Genomic DNA, 24,241 nt, shown 5'->3' with positions numbered 1-24,241 from the left:
TACTCTAAAGCGACGGCGTCTCTTCCAGCAACTCGCGGACGAAGTCGAACATGCCGTGGCGGCGGTCGCGGCGCAGGCGTTCGGCCTTGACGATCGACTGGACGGCGTCGAGGGCGGCGTTGAGATCGTCATTGACGATGACATAGTCGTATTCGCGCCAGTGAGCGATCTCGGCGCGGCTGTTGGCGAGGCGCGTCTGGATGACCTCCTCGGAATCCTCCGCACGGCGATGCAGCCGCGACTGGAGCTCGGTCATGGTCGGCGGCAGCACGAAGATGGAGACGACGTCGGCCGACATCTTCTCCTGCAATTGCTGGGCGCCCTGCCAATCGATGTCGAAGAGCATGTCGCGGCCTTCACCCATGGCCTGCTCGACCGGCTCACGCGGCGTGCCGTAGAAATTGCCATGCACCTCGGCCCATTCGAGCAGGGCGTCGCTATCGCGCAGCCGCTCGAACTCGCGCACACTCTTGAAGTGGTAATGCACATCCTCGACTTCGCTCGGACGGCGCTGGCGCGTGGTGACGCTGACGGAAAGGCCGATTTGCCTGTCGGTCTCCAGCAGCGTGCGCGCGATGGTGGACTTGCCGGCGCCTGATGGCGACGAGATGACAAGCATTAGACCGCGGCGGGCGATCTGCACGGGCGAGGATTTCGCCGGTTTCATGTCTTACTCCAAATTCTGGACCTGCTCGCGGAACTGGTCGATCACGACTTTCAGCTCGATGCCGGCGGCGGTGACCGCCGAGGCATTCGACTTCGAGCAGATGGTATTCGATTCGCGGTTAAATTCCTGTGCAAGGAAGTCCAACCGGCGCCCGGCGGGGCCACCTTTCACCAGGAGATCGCGCGCTGCAGCGATATGAGCCTTCAGACGATCGATTTCCTCGCGCAGATCCGCCTTGGTCGCCAGTAGCGCGGCTTCGGCATGCAGCCTGTCGCGGTCGAGCGCGGCCATGCCGTCCATCAACGAGGCGACCTGCGCGGCAAGCCGCGCGGCGATCTCCTGCGACGAGCGCGACGGATCGACCTCGATCATCCGTGTCAGGCCTTCGATCGTCGTGACGTGGTCGTGAAGAATGCGGGCCAGCGCCGCCCCTTCCTGTTCGCGCATCGCTCTCAGATCGGCAAGCGCGGCCAGCAGGCCGGCAGCGATATCGGCGTCACGGGCGGCAAGAGCCTCCTCGCCATCCTCGCTTTCGCGGAATTCGACGATGCCGCGCACCAGAAGCAGCGTATCGAGCTTCAGCGGCGCCGGATCGATGACACCGTCCAGCTGCTCGCGCATGGCCAGCACGGCGGCAAGCGCTTGCCTGTTCAACACCGCCTCGAAACGGTTCTCGTCGGCGGTGACGGATAGCGATGCCTGCAGGTTGCCGCGGCTGAAGCTTTCGCCGGCGAGGCGGCGGAACTCTGCCTCCATGCGTTCGAGACCGGGCGGCAGGCGCAGGCGCAGGTCGAGGCCCTTGCCGTTGACCGAGCGTAGTTCCCATGCCCAGCGCCAGCGGCCGCTCGTTCCCTCGCGCCGCGCAAAACCGGTCATGGACTGCAAAGCCATGCGAGCCTCCCGAAAGTCTCAGTTGATCTTCTTTTTCTTCGGCGGCGCGACGGTTGCGCCATTATCCGCCGGCAGCTCTTCCGGCTGACCGTCGACTGCGATGTTCGGGTCCGAACCCTTGTCGGCTTCGAGCTTGCGCCAGCGCTTGACGTTGGCATTGTGTTCCTCGAGCGTCGCAGAGAAAACATGGCCACCGGTGCCGTCGGCGACGAAATAGAGATCCTGCGTCTTCCAGGGATTGGCGACGGCTTCCAGCGCATCCTTGCCGGGATTGGCGATCGGCGTTGGCGGCAGACCCTTGATGACATAGGTGTTGTAAGGTGTTTCCCGCTTCAGGTCCGACTGGTAGATCGGCCGGTCGGCCGGTTTACCCTCGCCGCCGAAGAGGCCGTAGATGATCGTCGGGTCGGATTGCAGGCGCATGCCCTTGCCGAGCCGGTTCAGGAAAACGGAGGCGACATGGGCTCGCTCGTCGGGAACGCCGGTTTCCTTTTCGACGATCGAGGCGAGTGTCACGAACTCCTCCTTGGATCGCAGCGGCAGCGACGAGTCGCGCTTGTCCCAGATCTGATCGACAAGCTTCTGCTGCGCAGCCGCCATCTGTTCGATGATTTCCGAGCGCTTGGTGCCGCGCGAGAATTTGTAGGTATCCGGACGCAGGCTGCCCTCGGTCGGCAGTGCCGCCGGCAAGTCGCCTTCCAGCACAGTATCCTGCAGCATGCGGTCGAACATCTGGCGGACCGTCAGGCCCTCGGGGAAGGAAACGGAATAGAGAATGGACTTGCCCGATTTCAGCAGCTCCATGATATCCCTCATGGAGGCCCTCGCCTTGATCTCGTATTCACCCGCCTTCAGGCTCTCACCGGCAGAAAGATGCGTTGCCGTAAGATAACGGAAGATGCGGGCATCGCTGATGATCGCGTTGCGCTCGAGGTTCGAGGCGATTTCGGTCAGACCAGCGCCGCTGCGGACGATGAAATTGGTGTTGGTCTGCAGCGGACCCGGGTTCCGATAGGTCGATGTGGCATAGTAGAAGCCGATGACGGCGACGACGCAGACCAGAACCGCCATCGTCATGATGAAGTTCAGGAAAAGAACGACCTGGCCGCGGGCTTTCTTGGACCGCTTCGGCGGCTCCGGAACGCGTTCCGGACGCAGGGCTTCGCTCGGCGACTTCGGGATAATCGGTCCCTTCTGCGCCTGGGTATCGTTGCTCTGGTTCGTCGTATCGCTCACCGGCAATCCTCTAAAACTTGACCCTCACTTCGCTATTTCGCGAAGCAATGCGGCAAAAGCAGGTTCTGCCGCCGTTCAACGACGCCGCTGACGGTCGTTATGCTTTCGCACGCCCCCTTGCGCAACGTAGAGGACGGCCGGTTTGCGGTGCAAGGGAGACCCGTTACACCGCTTGCAGGGCTCTTATTGCGCGTAACGGCGCAGTACGAGCGACGCGTTCGTGCCGCCGAATCCGAACGAGTTGGACAGCGCCACATTGATGTCTCGCTCACGCGCCGTGTGCGGAACAAGATCGATCGCCGTCTCCCGTTCGGGATTGTCGAGATTGAGCGTCGGCGGCGCGATATTGTCGCGAATGGCGAGCGTGGTGAAGATCGCCTCGATCGCGCCGGCAGCACCAAGAAGGTGTCCTGTCGCCGACTTGGTCGAGGACATGGAGATCTTCGACGCCGCATTGCCGACCAGCCGCTCGACAGCGCCGAGTTCGATCGTGTCGGCCATGGTCGAAGTACCGTGGGCATTGATGTAGTCGATATCGGCCGGCGTCAGCCCGGCGCGCTTCAGCGCCATCGCCATGCAGCGGCCGGCGCCCTCGCCGTCTTCGGAGGGCGCGGTGATGTGATAGGCGTCGCCCGACAGGCCGTAGCCGACGATTTCGGCGTAGATCCTGGCGCCGCGCGCCTTGGCGTGTTCCAGTTCCTCGAGCACGACGATGCCGGCGCCTTCGCCCATGACGAAGCCGTCGCGGTCGCGGTCATAGGGGCGCGAAGCCTTCTGCGGGTCGTCGTTGTGCTGGGTCGACAGCGCCTTGCAGGCGGCAAAACCTGCAAGCGAAATGCGGCTGACAGGCGATTCCGTGCCGCCGGCGACCATGACGTCGGCATCACCAAGCGCGATCAGCCGCGCGGCATCGCCGATCGCATGCGCACCCGTCGAGCAGGCGGTGACGACCGAATGGTTGGGGCCGCGCAGCTTGTGGCGGATCGAGACCTGGCCGGAGACGAGGTTGATCAGGCGGCCGGGAATGAAGAAGGGGGAGATGCGGCGCGGGCCTTTGTCGCGCAGGGTGTAACCCGCCTCGACGATGCCTTCGATGCCGCCGATGCCGGAGCCGATCAGCACGCCGGTGGCGATCTGGTCCTCATCGGTTTCAGGATGCCAGCCGGCATCGGCAAGCGCCATGTCGGCGGCGGCCATGCCGTAGATGATGAAGGGATCGACCTTGCGCTGCTCCTTCGGCTCCATCCACTGATCGACATTGAAGGTGCCGTCGGTGCCGTCACCGATAGGAATACGGCAGGCGATCTTGGCGGGAAGGTCGTCGACCTCGAATTCGGTGACGAGGCGGGCGCCGTTCTGACCGGCAAGCAGCCGGGACCACGTCACCTCGGTTCCGCATCCCAAGGGTGATACCATGCCGGTACCGGTGATGACGACACGTCTCATCGCGTGCTTTCCCCGTCTCTTATGTTCTATGGAGAAATATGCCGAAAAGAAAAGGGCGGACTCCAGGCCCGCCCTTTCTCAAATTCACAGGATCAGGCCTGGGCCTTCTCAATAAACTTCACTGCATCGCCGACCGTGAGGATCGAGTCGGCAGCGTCGTCAGGAATTTCAACGCCGAATTCTTCTTCGAAAGCCATGACCAGTTCGACCGTGTCGAGCGAGTCAGCGCCCAGATCGTCGATAAAGCTGGCGCTCTCGACGACCTTGTCGGCATCAACGCCAAGATGATCAATAACAATTTTCTTTACGCGTTCTGCGATATCGCTCATGTCGGTTTCCTCGACCTTATGTCCTGATCGGAATGCCGTCGCGGCACCCCTACCCTGTTTCAGCCTGCGATGTTTTCAGACATCCTCGGCAAACTCGTTTACCCGGCTTCAGAGATGTCCCAGGCTTGCAAAAAGCCCGCCGGTCCGTCTGCTTTCTCGGGACGACTGTTCACAGTCATGGCCCGCTTAACATGCTTTATGTCTGCCGCAAAGCCAGAAAATCAACGGTTCGTGATTGCTCAACATGCTATTGGCGGAATTATTCCCATGCCAACAGTTTGTCGTTTCAGATCATCGCCATGCCGCCGTTTACGTGCAGCGTCTGGCCCGTCATATAAGCAGCCTCGGAGGACGCAAGGTAAGCGACCGCCGAAGCGACCTCGCCGCCTGTGCCCATGCGCTTCATCGGGATCGCTCCCATGATCGCTTCCTTCTGCTTGTCGTTCAGCTTGCCGGTCATGGCGCTTTCGATGAAACCGGGCGCCACGCAATTGACCGTCACGTTGCGGGTGGCAATTTCCTGCGCCAGGGACTTGGTGAAGCCGATCATGCCGGCCTTGGAGGCGCAGTAATTGGCCTGGCCCGGATTGCCGGTGACGCCGACGACCGAGGTGATATTGATGATGCGGCCATAGCGGCGACGCATCATCGGATGCGTCAATTCGCGCGTCAGGCGGAAGGTCGCCGTCAGGTTCACTTCGATGACGCTGTCCCAGTCCTCGTCGCTCATGCGCACGAACAGGCCGTCGCGGGTGATGCCGGCATTGTTGACGAGGATGTCGACGCCTTCGAGATCGGCCTCGGCCTTCTGGCCGAGCGCCTTGACCTCATCGCGGTCTGAAAGGTTCGCCGGGAAGATCTTGACGCGCTCGCCGAGATCGGCGGCCAGCGCTTCCAGTTTCTCGACGCGGGTGCCATGCAGGCCGACGATGGCGCCCTGCTTATGAAGAAGGCGGGCGATTTCCTCGCCGATACCGCCCGATGCGCCTGTGACGAGAGCCTTGCGGCCGGAAAGATCGAGCATGGAAACGTTCCTTATAACAGGGACACCAAATCCGGTGTCCGGGGATACCAATCAGGCCATGAGGGCGGCGACGGCCGCGTCGATGTCCGCCGGACCGTTGACGGAGATGCCGTTGATCGTCTTGTCGATGCGGCGGGCAAGGCCGGTCAGCACCTTGCCGGAACCGAGTTCATAAAGTGTCGTCACGCCATTTCCGGCGAACCATTCCACCGTCTCGCGCCAGCGGACCTGACCGGTCACCTGCTCGACCAGCAGGCTGGCGATTTCATCGGCGCCGGTCACCGGGGCGGCACGGACATTGGCGATGACGGGCACGACGGGGTCGGACTTGGCGACTTTTGCCAGCGCTTCGCGCATGGCGTCGGCGGCGGGCGCCATCAGCATCGAATGGAACGGAGCAGAGACCGGCAGCAGAATGGCGCGCTTGGCGCCCTTGTCGGTCGCAAGGGCCGCCGCCTTTTCGACAGCTGCCTTCTCGCCAGAGATGACGATCTGGCCGCCGCCATTGTCGTTGGCGATCTGGCAGGCGCCGATGACGGACGCCTCTTCGCAGACGGCGATGACGTCGGCATGTTCGAGGCCGATGATCGCGGCCATGGCGCCGACGCCGACAGGGACGGCCGCCTGCATGGCATTGCCGCGGATGCGCAACAGCCGCGCGGTGTCGGCGAGCGAAAAGGTGCCGGCGGCGCAAAGTGCCGAATATTCGCCGAGCGAGTGGCCGGCGACGTAGGCGACCTTGGATTTCAGATCCAGCCCTTTGGCTTCGAGAACGCGGATGACGGCGATGGAGACGGCCATCAGCGCCGGCTGGGCGTTCGCCGTCAAGGTCAACGTATCCTCGGGACCGTTAAACATGACATCCGAAAGCTTTTCACCGAGTGCCTCATCGACCTCTTCGAAAACGGCTCGGGCTTCGGCAAAATTCTCGGCGAGATCCTTGCCCATGCCGACGGCCTGACTGCCCTGGCCGGGAAAAGTGAAAGCAATGGTCATCCTCGTGTCCCTGGCTCCTGCCCCTGATTGCGCCCCTTAAGGCTGTTTTGCCTCCAATTGACATTCTTTCCGGCAGAGTCAAGTGGCGGCTCATTCTCCGCAAAGCCTTTCGCGCGCGCGCAAAAGCCCGGTTTTTGCTCTTGCGCTCCGCCAAATCCAGCCTAGATTTGCGCGGACCTTCCCAAGGCTTTCACCTCTCCCAAGGTTTTTCCATGAAGTACAATTCACTAGGCCGCACCGATATTTCCGTTTCAGAGATCTGCCTTGGCACCATGACCTGGGGCTCGCAGAACAGCGAAGCCGATGCGCATGCGCAGATGGATTACGCCGTCGAGAAGGGCGTCAATTTCTTCGATACGGCCGAACTTTATCCGACCACCCCGGTTTCGGCCGCGACACAGGGCCGGACGGAAGACTATATCGGCAGCTGGTTCGAGAAGACCGGAAAGCGCGGCGATATCGTGCTCGCCACCAAGGTCGCCGGCCGCGGCCGCGATTATCTGCGCGGCGGCGAAGGTGCCGATGCAAAGAATATCCGTTTGGCGCTCGAGTCCAGCCTGACGCGGCTGAAGACGGACTATGTCGACCTCTACCAGATCCACTGGCCGAACCGCGGCCATTTCCATTTCCGCCAGAACTGGAGCTACAATCCCTTCAATCAGGACCGCGACGAGACCGTCGCCAATATGCTCGACATCCTGGAAACGCTCGGCGCGCTGGTGAAGGAGGGCAAGATCCGCGCGATCGGGCTTTCCAACGAAACCACCTGGGGCATACAGAAATACCTGACACTCGCCGAAGAGAAGAGCCTGCCGCGGGTCGCCAGCGTCCAGAACGAATACAACCTGCTCTACCGCCATTTCGATCTCGATCTCGCCGAACTCTCGCATCATGAGGATGTCGGGCTGCTCGCCTATTCGCCGCTCGCCGGCGGCATCCTCTCCGGCAAATATGTCGATGGTATCAGGCCGAAGGGTTCGCGCGGTTCGATCAACCCCGATATCGGCGGCCGGCTGCAGCCGTTGCAGGAACCGGCGACCAAAGCCTATCTGCAGATCGCCGCAACATTCGGCCTCGACCCGGCAGCAATGGCGCTCGCCTTCTGCCTGTCCAGGCCCTTCATGACTTCAGCCATCATCGGCGCGACCTCGATGGAGCAGTTGAAAATCGATATCGGCGCGGCAGACATTACGCTTTCGAACGAGATTCTGGCGCAAATCGCCAAGGTGCACCGGCAGTATCCGCTGACGCTTTGATCATATTTGTTTGGCGCCTGCCCGATGCCGGCCATTAGCCTGCATCGGGTTCGGTTGTCCGATTGCGCTTGCCTTTGCCCAAAAAATCCGTATAAGCCGCCCTGTTCGTTAACCCGGTCTTCTGGCTGGTGGCTGAACGGAGGGCCGGTTTCCTATTGGAAATCGTTCGGAACGGAAGCGTTCCAGCCTCCCGTGTCTCCGCTCTCGACCGTCTCGGAAACGCTTTCTTGCCTGGGTCCGCCCAATCAGGAGCAGTCGTTGAGGCTTAGCCGCCGAATATCGGGTTGAACCAAACGCAAGAAAGGCAAAGCTGTCATGGCTCTTTATGAACATGTATTCCTTGCCCGGCAGGATATTTCCGCTCAGCAGGTCGACGCCCTCGTAGAACAGTACAAGGGTGTGATCGAAGCGAATGGCGGTAAGGTCGGGCGTATCGAGAACTGGGGCCTCAAGTCCCTCACCTACCGCATCAAGAAGAACCGCAAGGCGCACTATGCCCTGATGGACATTGATGCACCGGCTGCTGCCGTCCAGGAAATGGAACGTCAGATGCGCATCAGCGAAGACGTTCTTCGCTACATGACGATTGCCGTCGAGAAGCATGAAGAAGGTCCGTCTGCCATGATGCAGAAGCGCGACCGTGACGACCGTCCGCGTGAAGGCGGCCGTGGCCCGCGTGAAGGCGGCTTCGGTGATCGTGACCGTGGCCCGCGTCCGCCGCGTGAAGGTGGCTTCGGCGACCGTGACGACCGTCCGCGCCGTCCGCGCGAAGACCGTGTATAAGGGAGATCTGAGATATGTCTGAAACTTCCTCCGCTCCGGTCCGCCGCCCGTTCCATCGCCGCCGCAAGACCTGCCCGTTCTCCGGCGCCAACGCGCCGCGGATCGACTACAAGGACGTACGCCTGCTGCAGCGCTACATTTCCGAGCGCGGCAAGATCGTTCCGTCCCGCATCACGGCCGTTTCCCAGAAGAAGCAGCGCGAACTCGCCCAGGCGATCAAGCGCGCCCGTTTCCTCGGCCTGCTGCCCTACGTCGTCGCCTAATCGGCCGACGCAAACACTCTTGAGGGAAGGCATTCATGCCTTCCCTTTTCCCTTCCGCGATGGGCGCGGATCGGAACTCTTAAAACCCATGTTGAGACGTTTCTGAATCTGATTCAGCAACATCCTCTAACTGCTTGATGAAGCAGGACAGCGACCTTGAAACGACCGAACATTAAAACGCTGCTGATCGGCGCACTCGCCGGATTGACCGCCGCCCTGCTGGTGCTGGGCGCGAGCATGCAGCCGTCGTTTTTCAGCGCGCTTCTCTACACGGCCTCGGCTCTGCCGATCCTGATCGTCGGGCTCGGCTGGGGCAATACCGCCGCGGTCTCGGCCGTCGTCAGCGCCGCGGCACTCGGCGCGATCTTGATCTCGCCTTCCTTCGCGCTGATCATGACGATGGTGACGCTGCTGCCGGCCGGTTGGCTCAGCCATCTCGCCAATCTGGCGCGTCCGGCCGCCGAACTCGGCGGACCCGACCATCTGCTTGCCTGGTATCCGCTCTCCGATATCCTGCTGCATCTCTGCGGTCTGGTGACACTCGCCGTCATCGTCATCGGCGTGATCATCGGCTACGGGCCTGAAATTACCGATCCGATCGTCGATCTGCTGATCACCTCGCTCAAGCAGCAGCAGCCGGAATTCATGCCCGATCCGGCAGCGACCGCGCAGACCAAGTCGCTGATCCTGCTGATGCTGCCGGCTTTGCAGGGCGGCATGTGGGTCAGCATGCTGTTTGCCGCCTATTATTTCGCCGTGCGCATCGTTGCAGCCTCCGGCCGCGGCCTTCGTCCGCGCGAGGACATTCCCTCGTCGCTGCGGATGAACCGCAACTCGATCTTCATCTTCCTGGCCGGGCTTGCCGCCTGCTTTTTCGGCGGCGTCCCGGCACTGGTCGGCGCGACCGTGATCGGCGCCTTCGGTGCCGGTTTCATGCTTTCCGGTTTCGCCTCGCTGCATTTCCGCACGCGCGGCAAGGACTGGCGCATACCGGCCCTCATCCTCTGCTATCTGGCCTCGATGCTCATGCTGCTGCCAGCTCTCCTCATCCTCGTCCTCGGTCTCAGCGATACGCGCAAGGCGATCGCACTGACCCCGACGAAAGATGCCGATGCCCCCAAACAATCCGATACGAAAATCTGAGACACAAGAAAGGAAAAAGAAAATGCAAGTCATCCTTCTCGAACGCATCTCCAAGCTCGGCCAGATGGGCGAAACCGTAAAGGTTCGCGACGGCTTTGCCCGCAACTACCTGCTGCCGCTCGGCAAGGCGCTGCGCGCCAACGCCGCCAACAAGACCCGCTTCGAAGCCGAGCGCGCGACGCTCGAAGCCCGCAACCTCGAGCGCAAGTCGGAAGCCCAGACGGTCGCCGACGTTCTCGACGGCAAGTCCTTCATCGTCGTGCGCTCCGCCGGCGAAACCGGCCAGCTCTACGGTTCGGTTGCTGCCCGTGACGTCGTCGATATTCTCGGCGCCGAAGGCTTCAACATCGGCCGCAACCAGGTTCACCTCAACACGCCGATCAAGTCGATCGGCCTGCACAAGGTCGAGCTGCAGCTGCATGCCGAAGTCGAAATCCACGTCGAGCTGAACGTTGCCCGTTCTGCCGAAGAGGCAGAGCGCCAGTCCAAGGGCGAAGAACTCACTTCGGTCGACGCGATCTACGGCGTCGACGAAGACGCGCTGCGTCCGGAAGACTTCTTCGATCCCGAAGCCGACGGCGTCGACGAAGACGAAGCATAATTCTCGTCGGAGCGATCCGCGTGAACGAAAGCCCGGCCACCGCGCCGGGCTTTTTCGTTTCCATCCCTTCAATATGAGCCGCTGATCGGCTCGCTTTTTTTAAGGGGATCTTCCGGATGTTTTTGCTGCGTGCCTTATCGCATCGCGCTAAAGTAGCGTTCTCCGAAGCGGATGGGCTGAGTCGGCGCCATACCGTGTCGTGTGGGTGACACTGCCAGTATTTCTCCTTTGTGTCGCCCAAGACTGTGGAGAAGTCGAACAACGTGCACAGCGTTCAGGATTTAGGCGAAGCGAGCCCCCGCTCCTTTCGTAGCCTCTTGATTTTCGCGTCCGGAATTGCAAATCCGGAGCTGGAAAAAGACAGAACGGATGATGATGAACGACGCCGCTCGAAAGATTGCAGCCGTTGCTCCGTCGGAGCAGCATTATCGCGAAGCACCCAACAATATCGAAGCCGAGCAGGCGCTTCTGGGTGCGATCCTGATGAACAACGACGCCTATTACCGGGTGTCGGACTTCCTGAAGCCGATCCATCTCTATGAGCCGCTGCATCGGAAGATCTTCGAGGTTGCCGGCGATATCATCCGCATGGGCAAGATCGCCAACCCGGTGACGATCAAGACCTTCCTGAAGGCCGACGAGAAGGTCGGCGACATGACGGTTTCGCAATATCTGGCGAGCCTCGTCAGCAATGCCGTCACCGTCATCAATGCCGAGGATTACGGCCGGGCGATCTACGACCTGGCGCTGCGCCGGGCGCTGATCACCATCGGCGAGGACGTTGTCAACATCGCCTATGACGCGCCGCTCGACATGCCGCCGCAGTCGCAGATCGAGGATACCGAACGCCGCCTCTTCGAATTGGCGGAAAACGGCCGCTACGACGGCGGCTTCCAGGCTTTCAATGATGCGGTTGCGCTGGCGATCGACATGGCGGCTGTCGCCAAGGAACGCGACGGCGGACTTTCCGGCATTTCCACCGGCATCCATTCGCTGGATTCCAAGATGGGTGGCCTGCAGCGGTCGGACTTGATCGTGCTTGCCGGACGCCCCGGCATGGGCAAGACCTCGCTTGCTACAAACATCGCCTACAATATCGCCGCCGCCTACGAAGGCGAAGTCCAGTCGGACGGCAGCATGAAGGCAAAGAACGGCGGCGTCGTCGGCTTCTATTCGCTCGAAATGTCGTCGGAACAGCTTGCCACCCGTATCATCTCCGAGCAGACCGAAGTTTCCTCCTCGAAGATCCGCCGCGGCGACATCAACGATGCCGATTTCGAAAAGCTCGTCGCCTGCTCGATGATGATGCAGAAGGTGCCGCTCTACATCGACCAGACCGGCGGCATTTCGATCGCCCAGCTTTCAGCACGCGCTCGCCGTCTCAAGCGTCAGCGCGGCCTCGACGTGCTGGTGGTCGACTACATTCAGCTGATGACCGGCTCGGGCAAATCCAGCGACAACCGCGTGCAGGAAATCACCCAGATCACCACCGGCCTCAAGGCGCTCGGCAAGGAACTCAACGTTCCGATCATCGCGCTGTCGCAGCTTTCGCGTCAGGTCGAAAGCCGCGACGACAAGCGGCCGCAGCTGTCCGACCTTCGCGAATCCGGCTCGATCGAGCAGGACGCCGACGTCGTGCTCTTCGTGTTCCGCGAGGAATATTACGTCAAAAATTCGGAGCCGCGCGACATCCACGATCCCAAATATCCTGAATGGGAAGCGCTGTTCGACAAGGTGAAGGGCACGGCCGACGTCATCATCGCCAAGCAGCGCCACGGGCCAACAGGCACGGTGAAGCTCGCCTTCCAGTCGGAATTCACGCGCTTTGCCGATCTCGCCGATCCCTCCTTCACCCAATATGAAGAGCACTGATCGCGCGGATGCTGCATGCAGCGCCGGGCTTTCCCTTGACATAGTTGATCTTTAAACTGGCCGGTGAATCTTCTCCGGCCTCTTTTCGATGTGGATCATGAGCGAAATTTTCGACGCCCCCGAAGACGACAACTTTGCCTCGGCCGGCCTGCGGTTGACCGTCGACCTGACCGCTCTGACGGAGAACTGGCGTGATATGGCGCGACGCTCCGGTGCGGCGCGCGCCTCGGCGGTCGTCAAGGCGGATGCCTATGGCATGGGCATCGAGGATGCCGGCGAAGCGCTCTATATGGCCGGCGCGCGCGACTTCTTCGTCGCGACCGTCGACGAGGGCGTGACGCTTCGCCTCTATGCGCCCGAGGCGCGCGTTTTCGTGCTCTCAGGCATCTGGCCGGGCACCGAGCGGCGCTTCTTCGAAAACGATCTGGTGCCGGTGATTTCCTCCGACGAACAGCTCGCCTTCTGGATGGCGGTGCTTGCCGATTACGGCGACTACCCCTGCGCGCTGCATGTCGATACCGGCTTCAATCGGCTCGGACTGCATATCGACGATGCGATCGCGCTCGCCGACGACGTCTCACGGCCGGCGAGCTTCGCGCCCGTGCTTGTCATGAGCCACCTCGCCTGCGCCGATGATCCCACCCATGCGATGAACCGGCAGCAGCTCGAATCATTCCACAGGGTTAGCGCCGCTTATGAAGGCATCGATTCAAGTCTTGCCGCCTCGGCCGGCATCTTTCTCGGTGAGGATTATCACTTCGACCTGACCCGCCCCGGCATTGCGCTCTATGGCGGCGAAGCCGTCTGCGGCATGGCGAACCCGATGCGGCCGGTGGCCACGGCAGAAGCGCGCATCATCCAGGTGCGCAGCGTCGAAGCCGGCGAGACCGTCAGCTATGGGCGGGCGCTGCAGCTTCGCCGTGAAAGCCGGCTGGCGATCGCCTCGGCCGGTTATGCCGATGGCTACATGCGCAGCCAGTCGAGCGGCGGCGTGCCACTGCGCCAAGTGGTGCCGCAAGGCGGGCAAGGCTTCATCGCCGGACACAAGGTGCCGGTCGCCGGCCGGATCACCATGGACCTGACGATCTTCGATATCACCGACCTGCCTGACAATGCCGTGCGCGCCGGGGATTATGTCGAACTGTTTGGAAAGAACATGCCGGTGGACGATGTGGCGCGGGCATCCGGCACGATCGGATACGAGATCCTGACCAGCATGGGCCTCCGCCACGAGCGGCGCTACGTGGCCGAGGAATAGCCTTCCTCTCAGCGGCTGCTGAGGGCGAGACGGACACCGAGCGCGAGGAAAAGCGCACCGAGGCCGCGATCGAGCCATAGTCCGATTTTTTGATTATGCCTGATCGCGTTAGCAAGGCGCCCTCCGAGAAGGACGAGCGGTGGTTCGATGAAGGCGGCAACGACGATGATGAGCCCGCCATGCAGCATGAGCTGTGCCCATGCCGGCCCTCCCCCTTCGACGACGAATTGCGGCAGGAAGGCCAGGAAGAATATCGCCACTTTCGGATTGAGCAGCGACACCAAAATTCCCTGCCGGTAGATCCTTGCCACCGACAAACTTTCACCGGCGGCCTTTATCAGGCCATTGCCGCCGCCAGAGCGCAAAGCCTGAATGCCCAGCCAGACGAGATAGGCGGCGCCGATCCATTTGACCGTGGAGAAGGCGACGGCGGAAGTGGCAAGTATGGCTGAGAGGCCGAGTGCAGCCATCAGCACATGCAGACAGGCGCCGGACCAGACGCCGAACAGCGCGGAAAAACCGGCACGTTTTCCGCTTCTCATCGTGTGACCGAGGATGAAGGCGATGTCGGGACCGGGCGAGAGATTGAGCAGAACCGCCGCCGACAGAAATGCAAGCCAGTGCGCAAACGAATAATCGAACATCTTCCATCATTCCAGATAAGCAGAAGCAAAGGATAGGCATGGGTGCGCTGATGGGGAAATCATTAGTTTTGATCCGTCGCGATAGCCATTATCTCAAGCACGACAATGATTCGGTGAAGCGGCGCGTCGCTTCGCTCGGGAACCCGGACTGAAAGAGTAATTGATGGCGAAGGCCAGGACACAATTCATCTGCCAGAGTTGCGGCACGGTTCATAACCGCTGGGCCGGCAAATGCGAGAACTGCGGCGAGTGGAACACCATCGTCGAGGAAGACCCGATGGGCGGGATCGGCTCCGGTCCCGGCAAGACGCCGAAGAAGGGCCGCCCGGTGGCGCTGACGGCGCTCTCCGGCGAGATCGAGGAGGCGCCGCGCATCCATACCGCCATGTCGGAACTCGACCGGGCGCTCGGCGGCGGCTTCGTGCGCGGGTCGGCGGTGCTGATCGGCGGCGATCCCGGCATCGGCAAATCGACGCTGCTGATGCAGGCAGCCGCCGCCCTTGCGCGGCGCGGCCACAAGATCATCTACGTCTCCGGCGAAGAAGCCGTGGCGCAGGTCCGGCTGCGGGCGCAACGCCTTGCAGCTGCCGATACCGATGTGATGCTGGCGGCCGAAACCAATGTCGAGGATATTCTGGCGACGCTCGCCGAGGGCAAGCGGCCGGACCTCGTCATCATCGATTCCATCCAGACGCTATGGAGCGAACTTGCCGAATCCGCGCCGGGAACGGTGACGCAGGTGCGCACCGGCGTCCAGGCAATGATCCGTTTCGCCAAGCAGACGGGGGCCGCCATGGTGCTCGTCGGCCACGTGACCAAGGACGGGCAGATCGCCGGGCCACGCGTCGTCGAGCACATGGTCGATGCCGTGCTCTATTTCGAAGGCGATCGCGGCCATCACTACCGCATCCTGCGCACGGTCAAGAACCGCTTCGGCCCGACCGACGAGATCGGCGTCTTCGAAATGTCAGACAAAGGCTTACGCGAAGTCGCCAACCCCTCGGAACTCTTCCTCGGCGAACGCAACGAGAAATCGCCGGGCGCTGCCGTCTTTGCCGGCATGGAGGGCACGCGTCCCATTCTCGTCGAGGTGCAGGCGCTGGTGGCGCCGACCTCACTCGGCACGCCACGGCGCGCCGTGGTCGGCTGGGATTCGGCCAGGCTGTCGATGATCCTCGCAGTGCTTGAGGCCCATTGCGGCCTCCGGCTCGGCCAGCACGATGTCTACCTCAACGTCGCCGGCGGTTACCGCATCTCCGAACCGGCGGCCGATCTTGCCGTCGCCTCGGCACTCGTTTCCTCGCTTGCCGGTATTGCCCTTCCCGCCGATTGCGTCTATTTCGGCGAAGTCAGCCTGTCGGGCGCCATCCGGCCGGTTGCGCACACCGCCCAGCGCCTCAAGGAAGCCGAGAAGCTGGGTTTTTCTGCAGCACTGCTTCCATCCGCCTCCGCCGAACTGCCGAAGGGCTCCGGCGGGCGCTGGAGCGAAGTCGGAAGTCTGCCGGATCTGGTCGCGCGCATCGCCGGATCGAAGGGGGCGCTGCGTGTGGAAGACGACGTTTGATCCTTTCATTGCCAGGAATGGTGATGATATAGGAGCACACGATAAGGCACGACACGGCCGCCAAGCGGCAGTCCTGGAGTTGAATTTACATGCCCATTACGATTTTCGACGGTATTGTCATCGGCGTCGTGCTCTTCTCCGCCGTGCTGGCGATGGTCCGCGGGTTTTCGCGCGAGATCCTTTCGATCGCGAGCTGGGGTGGTTCGGCCGCCGCTGCCTATTACCTCTATCCGTACCTGCTGCCCTATGCGAAGAAATATACCGATGACGACCGCATCGCGATCGTCGGTTCGGCAGCGGTCGTCTTCCTGATCGCGCTCATCGTCATCTCCTTCATCACGATGAAGATCGCCGATTTCATCATCGACAGCCGTGTCGGCGCTCTCGACCGTACGCTCGGTTTCCTGTTCGGGGCGGCGCGCGGTGTGCTGCTCCTGGTCGTCGCCGTCGCCTTTTGGAATTGGCTCGTCGACGTCGACCACCGTCCGGCCTGGGTCAACGAAGCGAAGTCGAAGCCCTTCCTGGATTCGATGGTCGTGAAGCTGAAATCGGTTCTGCCGGAGCAATTTGCCCAGATGATACCGGAAAGCATCCGTGATAAGTTGCAGCCGCCGGCACAGGGCGCTGGAGGTACCACTCCGCCGACGGGCGACCAGGCTCCGGCGGAAGACGCACCGACCGCGCCAGCAGACGGCGCACAGCAGCCGGCGAATTGACACAGTGTTCAAGAGCTTGACCCGCCTTCCGGCAATTGCCATTTGAGCGGAACATGAAATGAGGGTCCGGCCGGGCATTCCAGCTCCGCCGGGCTCAGCTATTTCTGGAAATGCCGATCCATTCTTGTGAGAGCAGAGGCCCGCAGAAATGAACCAGTCCCATTCCTTCCCGACCGACGATCCGCTCGACGGAGATACGCTGCATGAAGAATGCGGGGTTTTCGGAATTTTGGGACATCCCGATGCCGCCGCGCTCACGGCTCTCGGCCTGCATGCCTTGCAGCACCGCGGACAGGAAGCGGCCGGCATCGTCTCCTTCGACGGCAAGCGCTTTTATCAAGAGCGCCACATGGGTCTCGTCGGTGACCACTATACCAATCCGATGACGCTTGCCCGCCTGCCCGGCAGCATTACGATCGGTCATACCCGCTACTCGACAACCGGCGAAGTGGCCATGCGCAATGTGCAGCCGCTCTTTGCCGAACTGGAAGAAGGCGGCATCGCCATTGCCCATAACGGCAATTTCACCAACGGCCTGACGCTGCGCCGCCAGATCATCGCGACCGGCGCCATCTGTCAGTCGACCTCCGATACCGAAGTCGTCCTCCACCTCATCGCCCGTTCCCGCCATGCTTCCACGTCCGACCGCTTCATCGACGCCATTCGTCAGATGGAAGGCGGCTATTCGATGCTCGCCATGACGCGCACCAAGCTGATTGCCGCGCGCGACCCGACCGGCATCCGCCCGCTGGTCATGGGCGAACTCGACGGCAAGCCGATCTTCTGCTCGGAGACCTGCGCGCTCGACATTATCGGCGCCAAGTTCATCCGCGACGTTGAGAACGGCGAAGTCGTCATCTGCGAAATCCAGCCTGACGGCTCGATCAGCATCGATGCGCGCAAGCCCAGCAAGCCACAGCCGGAGCGCCTCTGCCTGTTCGAATATGTCTATTTCGCCCGCCCGGATTCGGTTGTCGGCGGCCGCAACGTCTATACGACGCGCAAGAGCATGGGCATGAACCTTGCCAAGGAATCGCCCGTCGATGCCGACGTGATCGTGCCGGTGCCGGATGGCGGCACACCTGCGGCGCTCGGCTATGCTCAGCAGAGCGGCATTCCCTTCGAATACGGCATCATCCGCAACCATTATGTCGGGCGCACCTTCATCGAGCCGACGCAGCAGATTCGCGCCTTCGGCGTGAAGCTGAAGCATTCGGCCAACCGGGCGATGATCGAAGGCAAGCGCGTGGTGCTGGTCGATGATTCCATCGTGCGTGGCACGACGTCTCTCAAGATCGTCCAGATGATCCGTGAAGCCGGGGCGCGCGAAGTCCATGTCCGCGTCGCGAGCCCGATGATCTTCTTCCCGGATTTCTACGGCATCGACACGCCTGACGCAGACAAGCTGCTGGCAAACCAATATGCCGATGTCGAAGCCATGGCGAAATATATCGGTGCGGATTCGCTCGCCTTCCTGTCGATCGACGGCCTCTATCGCGCCGTTGGCGGCGAGGATCGCAATCCGGTCCGGCCGCAGTTCACCGACCATTATTTCACCGGCGACTATCCGACCCGCCTGCTCGACAAGAACGGCGAGTCCATGGGCAACAAGATTTCCATGCTTGCCAGCAACGGCTGACACGGCGCGCCGGTTTTTTCATTGTCCATCCCGAGGGGTGCATCGCACCCCTCTCCCTTCGTGAGGGAACACGACATCATGAATATCAATCTTGAGGGCAAGATCGCACTCGTCACCGGTGCGTCGCGCGGTATCGGCTATTTCACGGCGCTGGAACTTGCCAAAGCCGGCGCCCATGTGATTGCCTGCGCACGCACAGTCGGCGGACTCGAGGACCTCGACGATGCGATCAAGGCCATCGGCGGCACGGCGACGCTCGTGCCCTTCGACCTTGCCGACATGAATGCGATCGACGCGCTCGGCGGCTCGATCTTCGAGCGCTGGGGCAAGCTCGACATCCTCGTCGCCAATGCCGGCGTGCTCGGCGTCATTTCGCCGATCGGCCATATCGAAGCGAAAGTGTTCGAGAAGGTGATGACCATCAACGTCACCGCGACATGGCGACTGATCCGCTCGGTCGACCCGTTGTTGGCCCGCTCGGATGCCGGCCGCGCGGTGATCATCTCTTCGGGTGCTGCCCACAAGTGCCGCCCCTTCTGGGGCGCCTATTCCGCTTCCAAGGCTGCGGTCGAGGCGCTGGCACGCACATGGGCCGGCGAAAGTCAAAGCACACCGCTGCGGGTCACCAGCGTCGATCCGGGGGCGACACGCACTGCGATGCGGGCGCAGGCGGTGCCGGGCGAAGATCCGCAGACGCTGCCGCATCCCTCCGAGGTCGCAAAGGCGATCCTGCCGTTGCTGGGGCCTGGTGTGACCGAGACGGGCAAGCTGTTCATCGTCCGGGAGAACAAGCTCGTCGATTACCGCCTGCCTGAATAGGCCGGACGTTTCAGATAGGCCGGACGTTTCAGTTCGCTGCAACGGCTGGGAACAGATGGGCCAGGCCCACTTCCGACGGGCACAGCGCATTCAGGTCAACCGGTCCCTGAATGCCGTCCAAGGTACCGTTATCGGCAAATTGCCAGATCGACCAATGACTGCACTCTTCCTGCCTCGGCTCCCTGAACACGCTGCGCAGCCACAGATAGTGGTCGGGGAAGCGTGATTCATTGCCTTTCAGATATTGATCGAAGAACTCCTGGGTGACGTAGAAAATAGGCTTCTCCGGAAAAGTGCCTTTCAGCTCGGTGAAGAAGGCATTCACCTCGGCAACCATCTCCTCGAGCGTCGGGATTTTGTTGCAATTGCCGACAAACTCCAGATCGACGGCGATCGGCAGAGTTCCCTGCTCCTTCGGCACGGTCGCCAGGACATTCTGCGCCTGATCCTTGCCCGGGCGGCAAAAGGTGAAGAAATGATAAGCGCCCCGGACCACTCCCGCATCTCCAGCGCGCTGCCAGTTGTCGGCGAACTTGGAATCCCGATGATCTCCGCCTTCGGTCGCCTTCATGAAGGCGAAACGGACATTCGGCTGCGAGGCAACAACCTTCCAATCGATATCGCCCTGGTGATGGCTGACATCGATGCCTTGGATCGGATAGTTGCTGAGAGAGGGATTGTTGAAGCGGAGCATCCCGAAATCGTATGCTAGATATGCCGCGAATGCGACCACCAGAACTGCAGTCGCTCCGATCGTCGATCGGGCCAGTTTCCGCATCCCTTCCTCCCTATTTGCCACAACTTCTCAACCGGCTATGCGAGATTTGCGCCGCGAAAATGGCGGACGAATTTCAAGGGCGTGCCAACTGGTTTCAAAGACGTTGGTTGCTGCAATCGATTCATCGGATGGATGGATCCTGATGCGGCTGGATCGCTCTTCGCCCCCTTGACCGGAAGCGCGAACCGGGCCATAAAACCCGCCATGAAAACGGTTATCTGCATTATCTGCCGGAAGATTATTCGCTAGCGCGAGCGCTGGCCCGGCCGTTTTCGTCTCCCAAATAGTCAAGATGCGAAACGCCCCGGTCCGCCGGCGCGATATTTTTCAGATCGTGCATTTGGGAGAGTGAAATGGACGCGACGCCGGAACTGAAGCTGTACAACACGCTGACACGGGAAAAATCGGTGTTTTCGCCGATCGATCCCAACAATGTCCGGATGTATGTCTGCGGCCCGACCGTCTATGACTTCGCTCATATCGGCAATGCCCGGCCGGTCATCGTCTTCGACGTGCTGTTCCGGCTGCTGCGCTATGTCTATGGCGAAGATCACGTCACTTATGCCCGCAACATCACCGACGTCGACGACAAGATCAATGCGCGCGCACTTCGGGACCATCCGGGCCTGCCGCTTAACGACGCGATCCGCGCGGTCACGGAAAAGACCGAGACGCAATTTCACGCCGATGTCGCCGAACTCGGCTGCCTGGAGCCGAACTTCGAACCGCGCGCCACCGACAATATCGTCGAGATGACCGAAATCATCGAGAAGCTGATCGGCAACGGCCATGCCTATGTCGCATCGGGCGAAGTGCTGTTCGACACCAAATCCATGGCGGATTACGGTCAGCTTTCGAAGCGCCCGCTCGACGAGCAGCAGGCCGGCGCCCGCATCGCCGTCGACGCGCACAAGAAGAACCCGGGCGATTTCGTGCTCTGGAAGCTGTCGAGCCACAACGAACCCGGCTGGGAGAGCCCATGGGGCCGCGGCCGGCCCGGCTGGCACATCGAATGCTCGGCGATGAGCAAGCGCTATCTCGGCGATGTCTTCGACATTCATGGCGGCGGGTTGGACCTGATCTTCCCGCATCATGAAAACGAGATCGCCCAGTCGCGCTGCGCCCACGGCACCGAGGTGATGGCGAATGTCTGGATGCATAACGGCTTCCTGCAGGTCGAGGGCCGCAAGATGTCGAAATCCGAAGGCAATTTCGTCACCATCCACGAGTTGCTGCAGACCGAAACCTTCGGCGGCCGCAAATGGCCGGGACAGGTGCTGCGCCTTGCTATGCTGATGACGCATTACCGCGAGCCGATCGATTTTTCGATCAAGCGACTGGAAGAGGCCGAACGTCTGCTCGCCAAATGGCCGGCGGCTGAAGCCAGCGATGCTGCGCCCGATGAAAGCGTGCTGAACGCGCTTTCCGACGACCTCAATACGGTGGCGGCGGTGCAGGCACTGCATGCGCTGGCGCAGGCCGCCCACGGGGATCCCACAGCCCGTGCTGTCTTTGCCGCAACGGCCGACCTTCTGGGCCTGTTGCCGAAAAAGATGGAGATCGATGAAGCCGTCGCATCCGCGGTCGATGCGCTGGTCGCAATGCGTCTCGAAATGCTAAAGGCGAAGAACTTCACCGAGGCTGACAAGATCCGTGACGAGCTGACGGCGAAGGGCATCCAGTTGAAGGACGGCAAGGATGCGGTGACGGGCGAGCGCGTGACGACGTGGGAGGTCAAGAGATGACGACCTATACAGGCGGATGCCAATGCGGAGCGATCCGTTTCCGTGTCAGCGGCGACATCAAGGATTCGTCGATCTGTCATTGCCGCATGTGCCAGAAGGCGTTCGGTGCTTATTATGCGCCGCTGGTCTCGGTGCGCAGCGCCGATTTCGAATGGACACGCGGCGATCGGAAAAGATTCCGCTCTTCCAATTTCGTCGAGCGCGGCTTCTGCGGCGATTGCGGCACGCCGCTCACCTATGAGGCGCCGGATGGAATGGCGATTGCCGCGGGCGCGTTTGACGATCCTTCGGCGTTTCCGCCGTTGGTCCAATTCGGCATCGAGGGCAAGATCGGTTTCGTCGATCATCTGCATGAACTTCCGGGGCACCGGACGGAGGAGGATGCGCAAGCCGCCCCCTTTGTGCTCGAACTCGTTTCCTACCAGCATCCCGATCATGAGACGCAGGCATGGCCATCCAAGGAGCTCAGATGACGGCGGAAGCGGACAGAAGCGGCGGGTGCCAGTGCGGGGCGGTGCGTTACCGCGCCAAAGGCGAACTCGGCTATCCCCATCTTTGCCATTGCCGCATGTGCCAGAAGGCGGCGGGCAATTATTTCATGCCGCTTGCAGGCGTGATGCGCAGCGATTTTACCTTCACGCGCGGCGCGCCGAAATGGTTTCAGTCCTCGGATCTGGTGCGGCGCGGTTTCTGCGGTGATTGCGGCACACCGCTGTTCTACGATATTCCCGAAGCGGACTTCATCAACATCACGCTCGGCTCACTCGACAATCCCGATGCGGTCAAGCCGGTGATGCAATCGAACACCGGCCGCAAGATGTCCTGGTTTCATGCGCTCGACGGCCTGCCGCTGGAACCACAGCCTGAAACGCCCGAGCGCGAGAACACGATCGCGGCAAGCAACCATCAGCACCCCGACCACGACACGCAACATTGGCCCCTCGGAGAAACCTCATGACGGACACGATCAAGACAGGTGGATGCCAGTGCGGCGCCGTGCGCTTTCGCATCTCAGGCAAGCTCGGGCGACCCTCGATCTGCCATTGCCGTATGTGCCAGAAGCAGTTCGGCGGCTTCTTCTCCGCGCTCGTCACCGCGCCTGAGGAAGGGATGGAATGGACGCGCGGCGAGCCGAGCTACTTTCAGTCCTCGGTCAATATCGAGCGCGGCTTCTGCAGCAATTGCGGCACGCCGATGACCTATCGTCATCCGGGCGGGCTGGAGCTTGCGATCGGCACTTTCGACGACCGCAGCGACCTCGCTCCGCTGATCCAGGTCAACTACGATGCCCGCCTGCCCTGGGTGGAGACGATTTTCGAGGCGCCGGTGCTGAAGGATCAGGATTTCTACGCACGGCAGGAGGCGATCATCTCCTTCCAGCATCCCGATCACGACACAGAAGTCTGGCCCGCGAAAGGCGTGAAGATATGACCGAGAGACTGCGCACGCTCTATCCCGAAATCGAACCCTATGCTTCCGGCCATCTCGATGTCGGCGACGGCCATATGATCTATTGGGAGCGCTCGGGTACGCCTGGCGCCAAGCCCGCCGTGTTCCTGCATGGCGGCCCGGGCGGCGGCATCTCACCCGTCCATCGCCGGCTCTTCGATCCCACTCTCTACGACGTCATGCTGTTCGACCAGCGCGGCTGCGGCAGGTCGACGCCGCATGCGGAACTCCATGCCAACACGACCTGGCACCTCGTCGCCGATATCGAGCGGCTGCGCGAAATGGCCGGCGTCGACAGCTGGCAGGTGTTCGGCGGCTCCTGGGGCTCGACGCTGGCGCTCGCCTATGCCGAGACACATCCGGAGCACGTGTCCGAGCTCATCCTGCGCGGCATCTACACACTGACCAAGGCCGAACTCGACTGGTACTACCAATTCGGCGTCTCGGAAATGTTCCCTGACAAGTGGGAGCGGTTCATCGCTCCCATTCCGGCGGAAGAGCGGCATCAGATGATGCATGCCTATCATCGTCGCCTGACGCATGAGGACAAGAACGTGCGCCTCGCGGCGGCGCAGGCCTGGAGCATCTGGGAAGGCGAAACGATTACGCTGCTGCCGGAACCTTCGACGAGCGGCAAGTTCGAGGAGCCGGAATTCGCTTATGCATTTGCGCGCATCGAAAACCATTTCTTTGTCAATGCCGGCTGGATGGACGAAGGACAGTTGATCCGCGATGCCGGCAGGCTCAAGGATATTCCCGGCGTCATCGTGCATGGGCGCTATGACATGCCCTGCCCGGCCAAATATGCCTGGCTGCTACACAAGGCTTGGCCGAAGGCAGAGTTCCACCTGATCGAGGGGGCGGGCCATGCCTATTCGGAGCCTGGGATTCTCGATCAGCTGATCCGGGCGACGGATAAGTTTGCCGGGAAGCAAGACTGATCGTTAGCATTGGGGGCAGCCCCTCACCCTAACCCTCTCCCCGCCCGCGGGGAGAGGGGACGTGCCCCGCGATACGGTGCGGCATATCCCTTCTCCCCGTCAGAACGGGGAGAAGGTGGCGGCAGCCGGATGAGGGGCAGCATCCGCACTCCATAACAACCCGCCTGGCGGGAGGAAACGA

General features: G+C 61.6%; 25 protein-coding genes. 16 read left to right on the top strand and 9 right to left on the bottom strand.

Features of this window, described 5'->3' with window-relative positions:
- Positions 1-4: 4 nt before the first annotated feature.
- From gmk to fabD, 7 genes are all read right to left on the bottom strand, one after another.
- On the bottom strand, positions 5-667 hold the full coding sequence (gene gmk / locus RL_RS08105) for a guanylate kinase (RefSeq protein ID WP_003547062.1): 663 nt from the start codon (positions 665-667) through the stop codon (positions 5-7).
- Between the two features lie 3 nt (positions 668-670).
- Complete coding sequence (locus tag RL_RS08100) at positions 671-1,558, bottom strand: YicC/YloC family endoribonuclease (RefSeq protein WP_011651248.1); 888 nt, start codon at positions 1,556-1,558, stop codon at positions 671-673.
- Positions 1,559-1,576: 18 nt separating this feature from the next.
- A complete protein-coding gene (gene mltG / locus RL_RS08095) occupies positions 1,577-2,794 on the bottom strand; it encodes an endolytic transglycosylase MltG (RefSeq protein WP_011651247.1) in 1,218 nt (405 codons plus the stop codon).
- A gap of 183 nt (positions 2,795-2,977) precedes the next feature.
- Positions 2,978-4,240 (bottom strand): beta-ketoacyl-ACP synthase II, encoded by a 1,263-nt coding sequence (fabF, locus tag RL_RS08090; RefSeq protein ID WP_011651246.1) that lies wholly within the window; start codon positions 4,238-4,240, stop codon positions 2,978-2,980.
- Positions 4,241-4,332: 92 nt separating this feature from the next.
- Entirely contained in the window at positions 4,333-4,569 is a 237-nt protein-coding gene (locus RL_RS08085; RefSeq protein WP_003547058.1) for an acyl carrier protein, read from the bottom strand.
- Between the two features lie 286 nt (positions 4,570-4,855).
- Positions 4,856-5,593, bottom strand: a complete 738-nt coding sequence (gene fabG / locus RL_RS08080; protein ID WP_011651245.1) for a 3-oxoacyl-[acyl-carrier-protein] reductase — start codon at positions 5,591-5,593, stop codon at positions 4,856-4,858.
- A gap of 51 nt (positions 5,594-5,644) precedes the next feature.
- The gene (gene fabD, locus RL_RS08075) at positions 5,645-6,589 is read right to left on the bottom strand and encodes an ACP S-malonyltransferase (RefSeq protein WP_011651244.1); all 945 of its coding nucleotides are present in this window, start codon (positions 6,587-6,589) and stop codon (positions 5,645-5,647) included.
- A 212-nt stretch (positions 6,590-6,801) separates the two neighbouring features.
- Here fabD and RL_RS08070 point away from each other — a divergent pair, with 212 nt between their 5' ends.
- From RL_RS08070 to alr, 7 genes are all read left to right on the top strand, one after another.
- Entirely contained in the window at positions 6,802-7,845 is a 1,044-nt protein-coding gene (locus RL_RS08070) for an aldo/keto reductase (protein WP_011651243.1), read from the top strand.
- 315 nt (positions 7,846-8,160) lie between these two features.
- Entirely contained in the window at positions 8,161-8,628 is a 468-nt protein-coding gene (gene rpsF, locus RL_RS08065; protein WP_003547040.1) for a 30S ribosomal protein S6, read from the top strand.
- A gap of 14 nt (positions 8,629-8,642) precedes the next feature.
- Complete coding sequence (gene rpsR / locus RL_RS08060; protein ID WP_003547038.1) at positions 8,643-8,891, top strand: 30S ribosomal protein S18; 249 nt, start codon at positions 8,643-8,645, stop codon at positions 8,889-8,891.
- 156 nt (positions 8,892-9,047) lie between these two features.
- Entirely contained in the window at positions 9,048-10,034 is a 987-nt protein-coding gene (locus tag RL_RS08055) for a hypothetical protein (protein WP_011651242.1), read from the top strand.
- A 22-nt stretch (positions 10,035-10,056) separates the two neighbouring features.
- Positions 10,057-10,635, top strand: a complete 579-nt coding sequence (gene rplI / locus RL_RS08050; protein WP_011651241.1) for a 50S ribosomal protein L9 — start codon at positions 10,057-10,059, stop codon at positions 10,633-10,635.
- A 375-nt stretch (positions 10,636-11,010) separates the two neighbouring features.
- The gene (locus RL_RS08045; RefSeq protein ID WP_025393962.1) at positions 11,011-12,507 is read left to right on the top strand and encodes a replicative DNA helicase; all 1,497 of its coding nucleotides are present in this window, start codon (positions 11,011-11,013) and stop codon (positions 12,505-12,507) included.
- An 88-nt stretch (positions 12,508-12,595) separates the two neighbouring features.
- The gene (gene alr / locus RL_RS08040; RefSeq protein WP_011651239.1) at positions 12,596-13,765 is read left to right on the top strand and encodes an alanine racemase; all 1,170 of its coding nucleotides are present in this window, start codon (positions 12,596-12,598) and stop codon (positions 13,763-13,765) included.
- An 8-nt stretch (positions 13,766-13,773) separates the two neighbouring features.
- On the opposite strand, the gene RL_RS08035 is transcribed toward alr, so the two are convergent.
- The gene (locus tag RL_RS08035) at positions 13,774-14,409 is read right to left on the bottom strand and encodes a LysE family translocator (RefSeq protein ID WP_011651238.1); all 636 of its coding nucleotides are present in this window, start codon (positions 14,407-14,409) and stop codon (positions 13,774-13,776) included.
- Positions 14,410-14,572: 163 nt separating this feature from the next.
- On the opposite strand from RL_RS08035, the gene radA reads away from it, so the two are divergent.
- From radA to RL_RS08015, 4 genes are all read left to right on the top strand, one after another.
- Entirely contained in the window at positions 14,573-15,973 is a 1,401-nt protein-coding gene (gene radA, locus RL_RS08030; protein WP_041936240.1) for a DNA repair protein RadA, read from the top strand.
- An 89-nt stretch (positions 15,974-16,062) separates the two neighbouring features.
- Entirely contained in the window at positions 16,063-16,689 is a 627-nt protein-coding gene (locus RL_RS08025) for a CvpA family protein (protein ID WP_011651236.1), read from the top strand.
- 148 nt (positions 16,690-16,837) lie between these two features.
- Entirely contained in the window at positions 16,838-18,328 is a 1,491-nt protein-coding gene (gene purF, locus RL_RS08020) for an amidophosphoribosyltransferase (protein ID WP_003547013.1), read from the top strand.
- A 78-nt stretch (positions 18,329-18,406) separates the two neighbouring features.
- On the top strand, positions 18,407-19,147 hold the full coding sequence (locus RL_RS08015) for an SDR family NAD(P)-dependent oxidoreductase (protein WP_011651235.1): 741 nt from the start codon (positions 18,407-18,409) through the stop codon (positions 19,145-19,147).
- Between the two features lie 28 nt (positions 19,148-19,175).
- Here RL_RS08015 and RL_RS08010 read toward each other — a convergent pair whose 3' ends face one another.
- Positions 19,176-19,925: a glycoside hydrolase family 25 protein gene (locus tag RL_RS08010; protein WP_011651234.1), complete on the bottom strand. Its 750-nt coding sequence runs from the start codon at positions 19,923-19,925 to the stop codon at positions 19,176-19,178.
- Positions 19,926-20,278: 353 nt separating this feature from the next.
- Here RL_RS08010 and cysS point away from each other — a divergent pair, with 353 nt between their 5' ends.
- From cysS to pip, 5 genes are read left to right on the top strand one after another with little or no spacing between them, the layout of a single operon-like run.
- Positions 20,279-21,670 (top strand): cysteine--tRNA ligase, encoded by a 1,392-nt coding sequence (gene cysS / locus RL_RS08005; protein ID WP_011651233.1) that lies wholly within the window; start codon positions 20,279-20,281, stop codon positions 21,668-21,670.
- On the top strand, positions 21,667-22,143 hold the full coding sequence (locus RL_RS08000; protein ID WP_011651232.1) for a GFA family protein: 477 nt from the start codon (positions 21,667-21,669) through the stop codon (positions 22,141-22,143). Before cysS ends, RL_RS08000 begins: the two co-directional genes overlap by 4 nt.
- Positions 22,140-22,628 carry a GFA family protein gene (locus tag RL_RS07995; protein WP_011651231.1) on the top strand — a complete coding sequence of 163 codons (489 nt, stop codon included), beginning with the start codon at positions 22,140-22,142 and terminating at the stop codon, positions 22,626-22,628. The genes RL_RS08000 and RL_RS07995 overlap by 4 nt, the downstream gene beginning before the upstream one ends.
- A complete protein-coding gene (locus RL_RS07990; protein ID WP_011651230.1) occupies positions 22,625-23,101 on the top strand; it encodes a GFA family protein in 477 nt (158 codons plus the stop codon). Before RL_RS07995 ends, RL_RS07990 begins: the two co-directional genes overlap by 4 nt.
- Positions 23,098-24,060 carry a prolyl aminopeptidase gene (pip, locus tag RL_RS07985; RefSeq protein WP_011651229.1) on the top strand — a complete coding sequence of 321 codons (963 nt, stop codon included), beginning with the start codon at positions 23,098-23,100 and terminating at the stop codon, positions 24,058-24,060. The genes RL_RS07990 and pip overlap by 4 nt, the downstream gene beginning before the upstream one ends.
- The last annotated feature ends 181 nt before the right edge of the window (positions 24,061-24,241 follow it).

Origin of the sequence: Rhizobium johnstonii 3841, from assembly GCF_000009265.1 — a bacterium.
In the GTDB taxonomy this organism is placed as follows: Bacteria; Pseudomonadota; Alphaproteobacteria; order Rhizobiales; family Rhizobiaceae; genus Rhizobium; species Rhizobium acaciae.
Note: the sequence above shows the minus strand (reverse complement) of the source record. Positions and strands in the feature narration are given on the sequence as shown.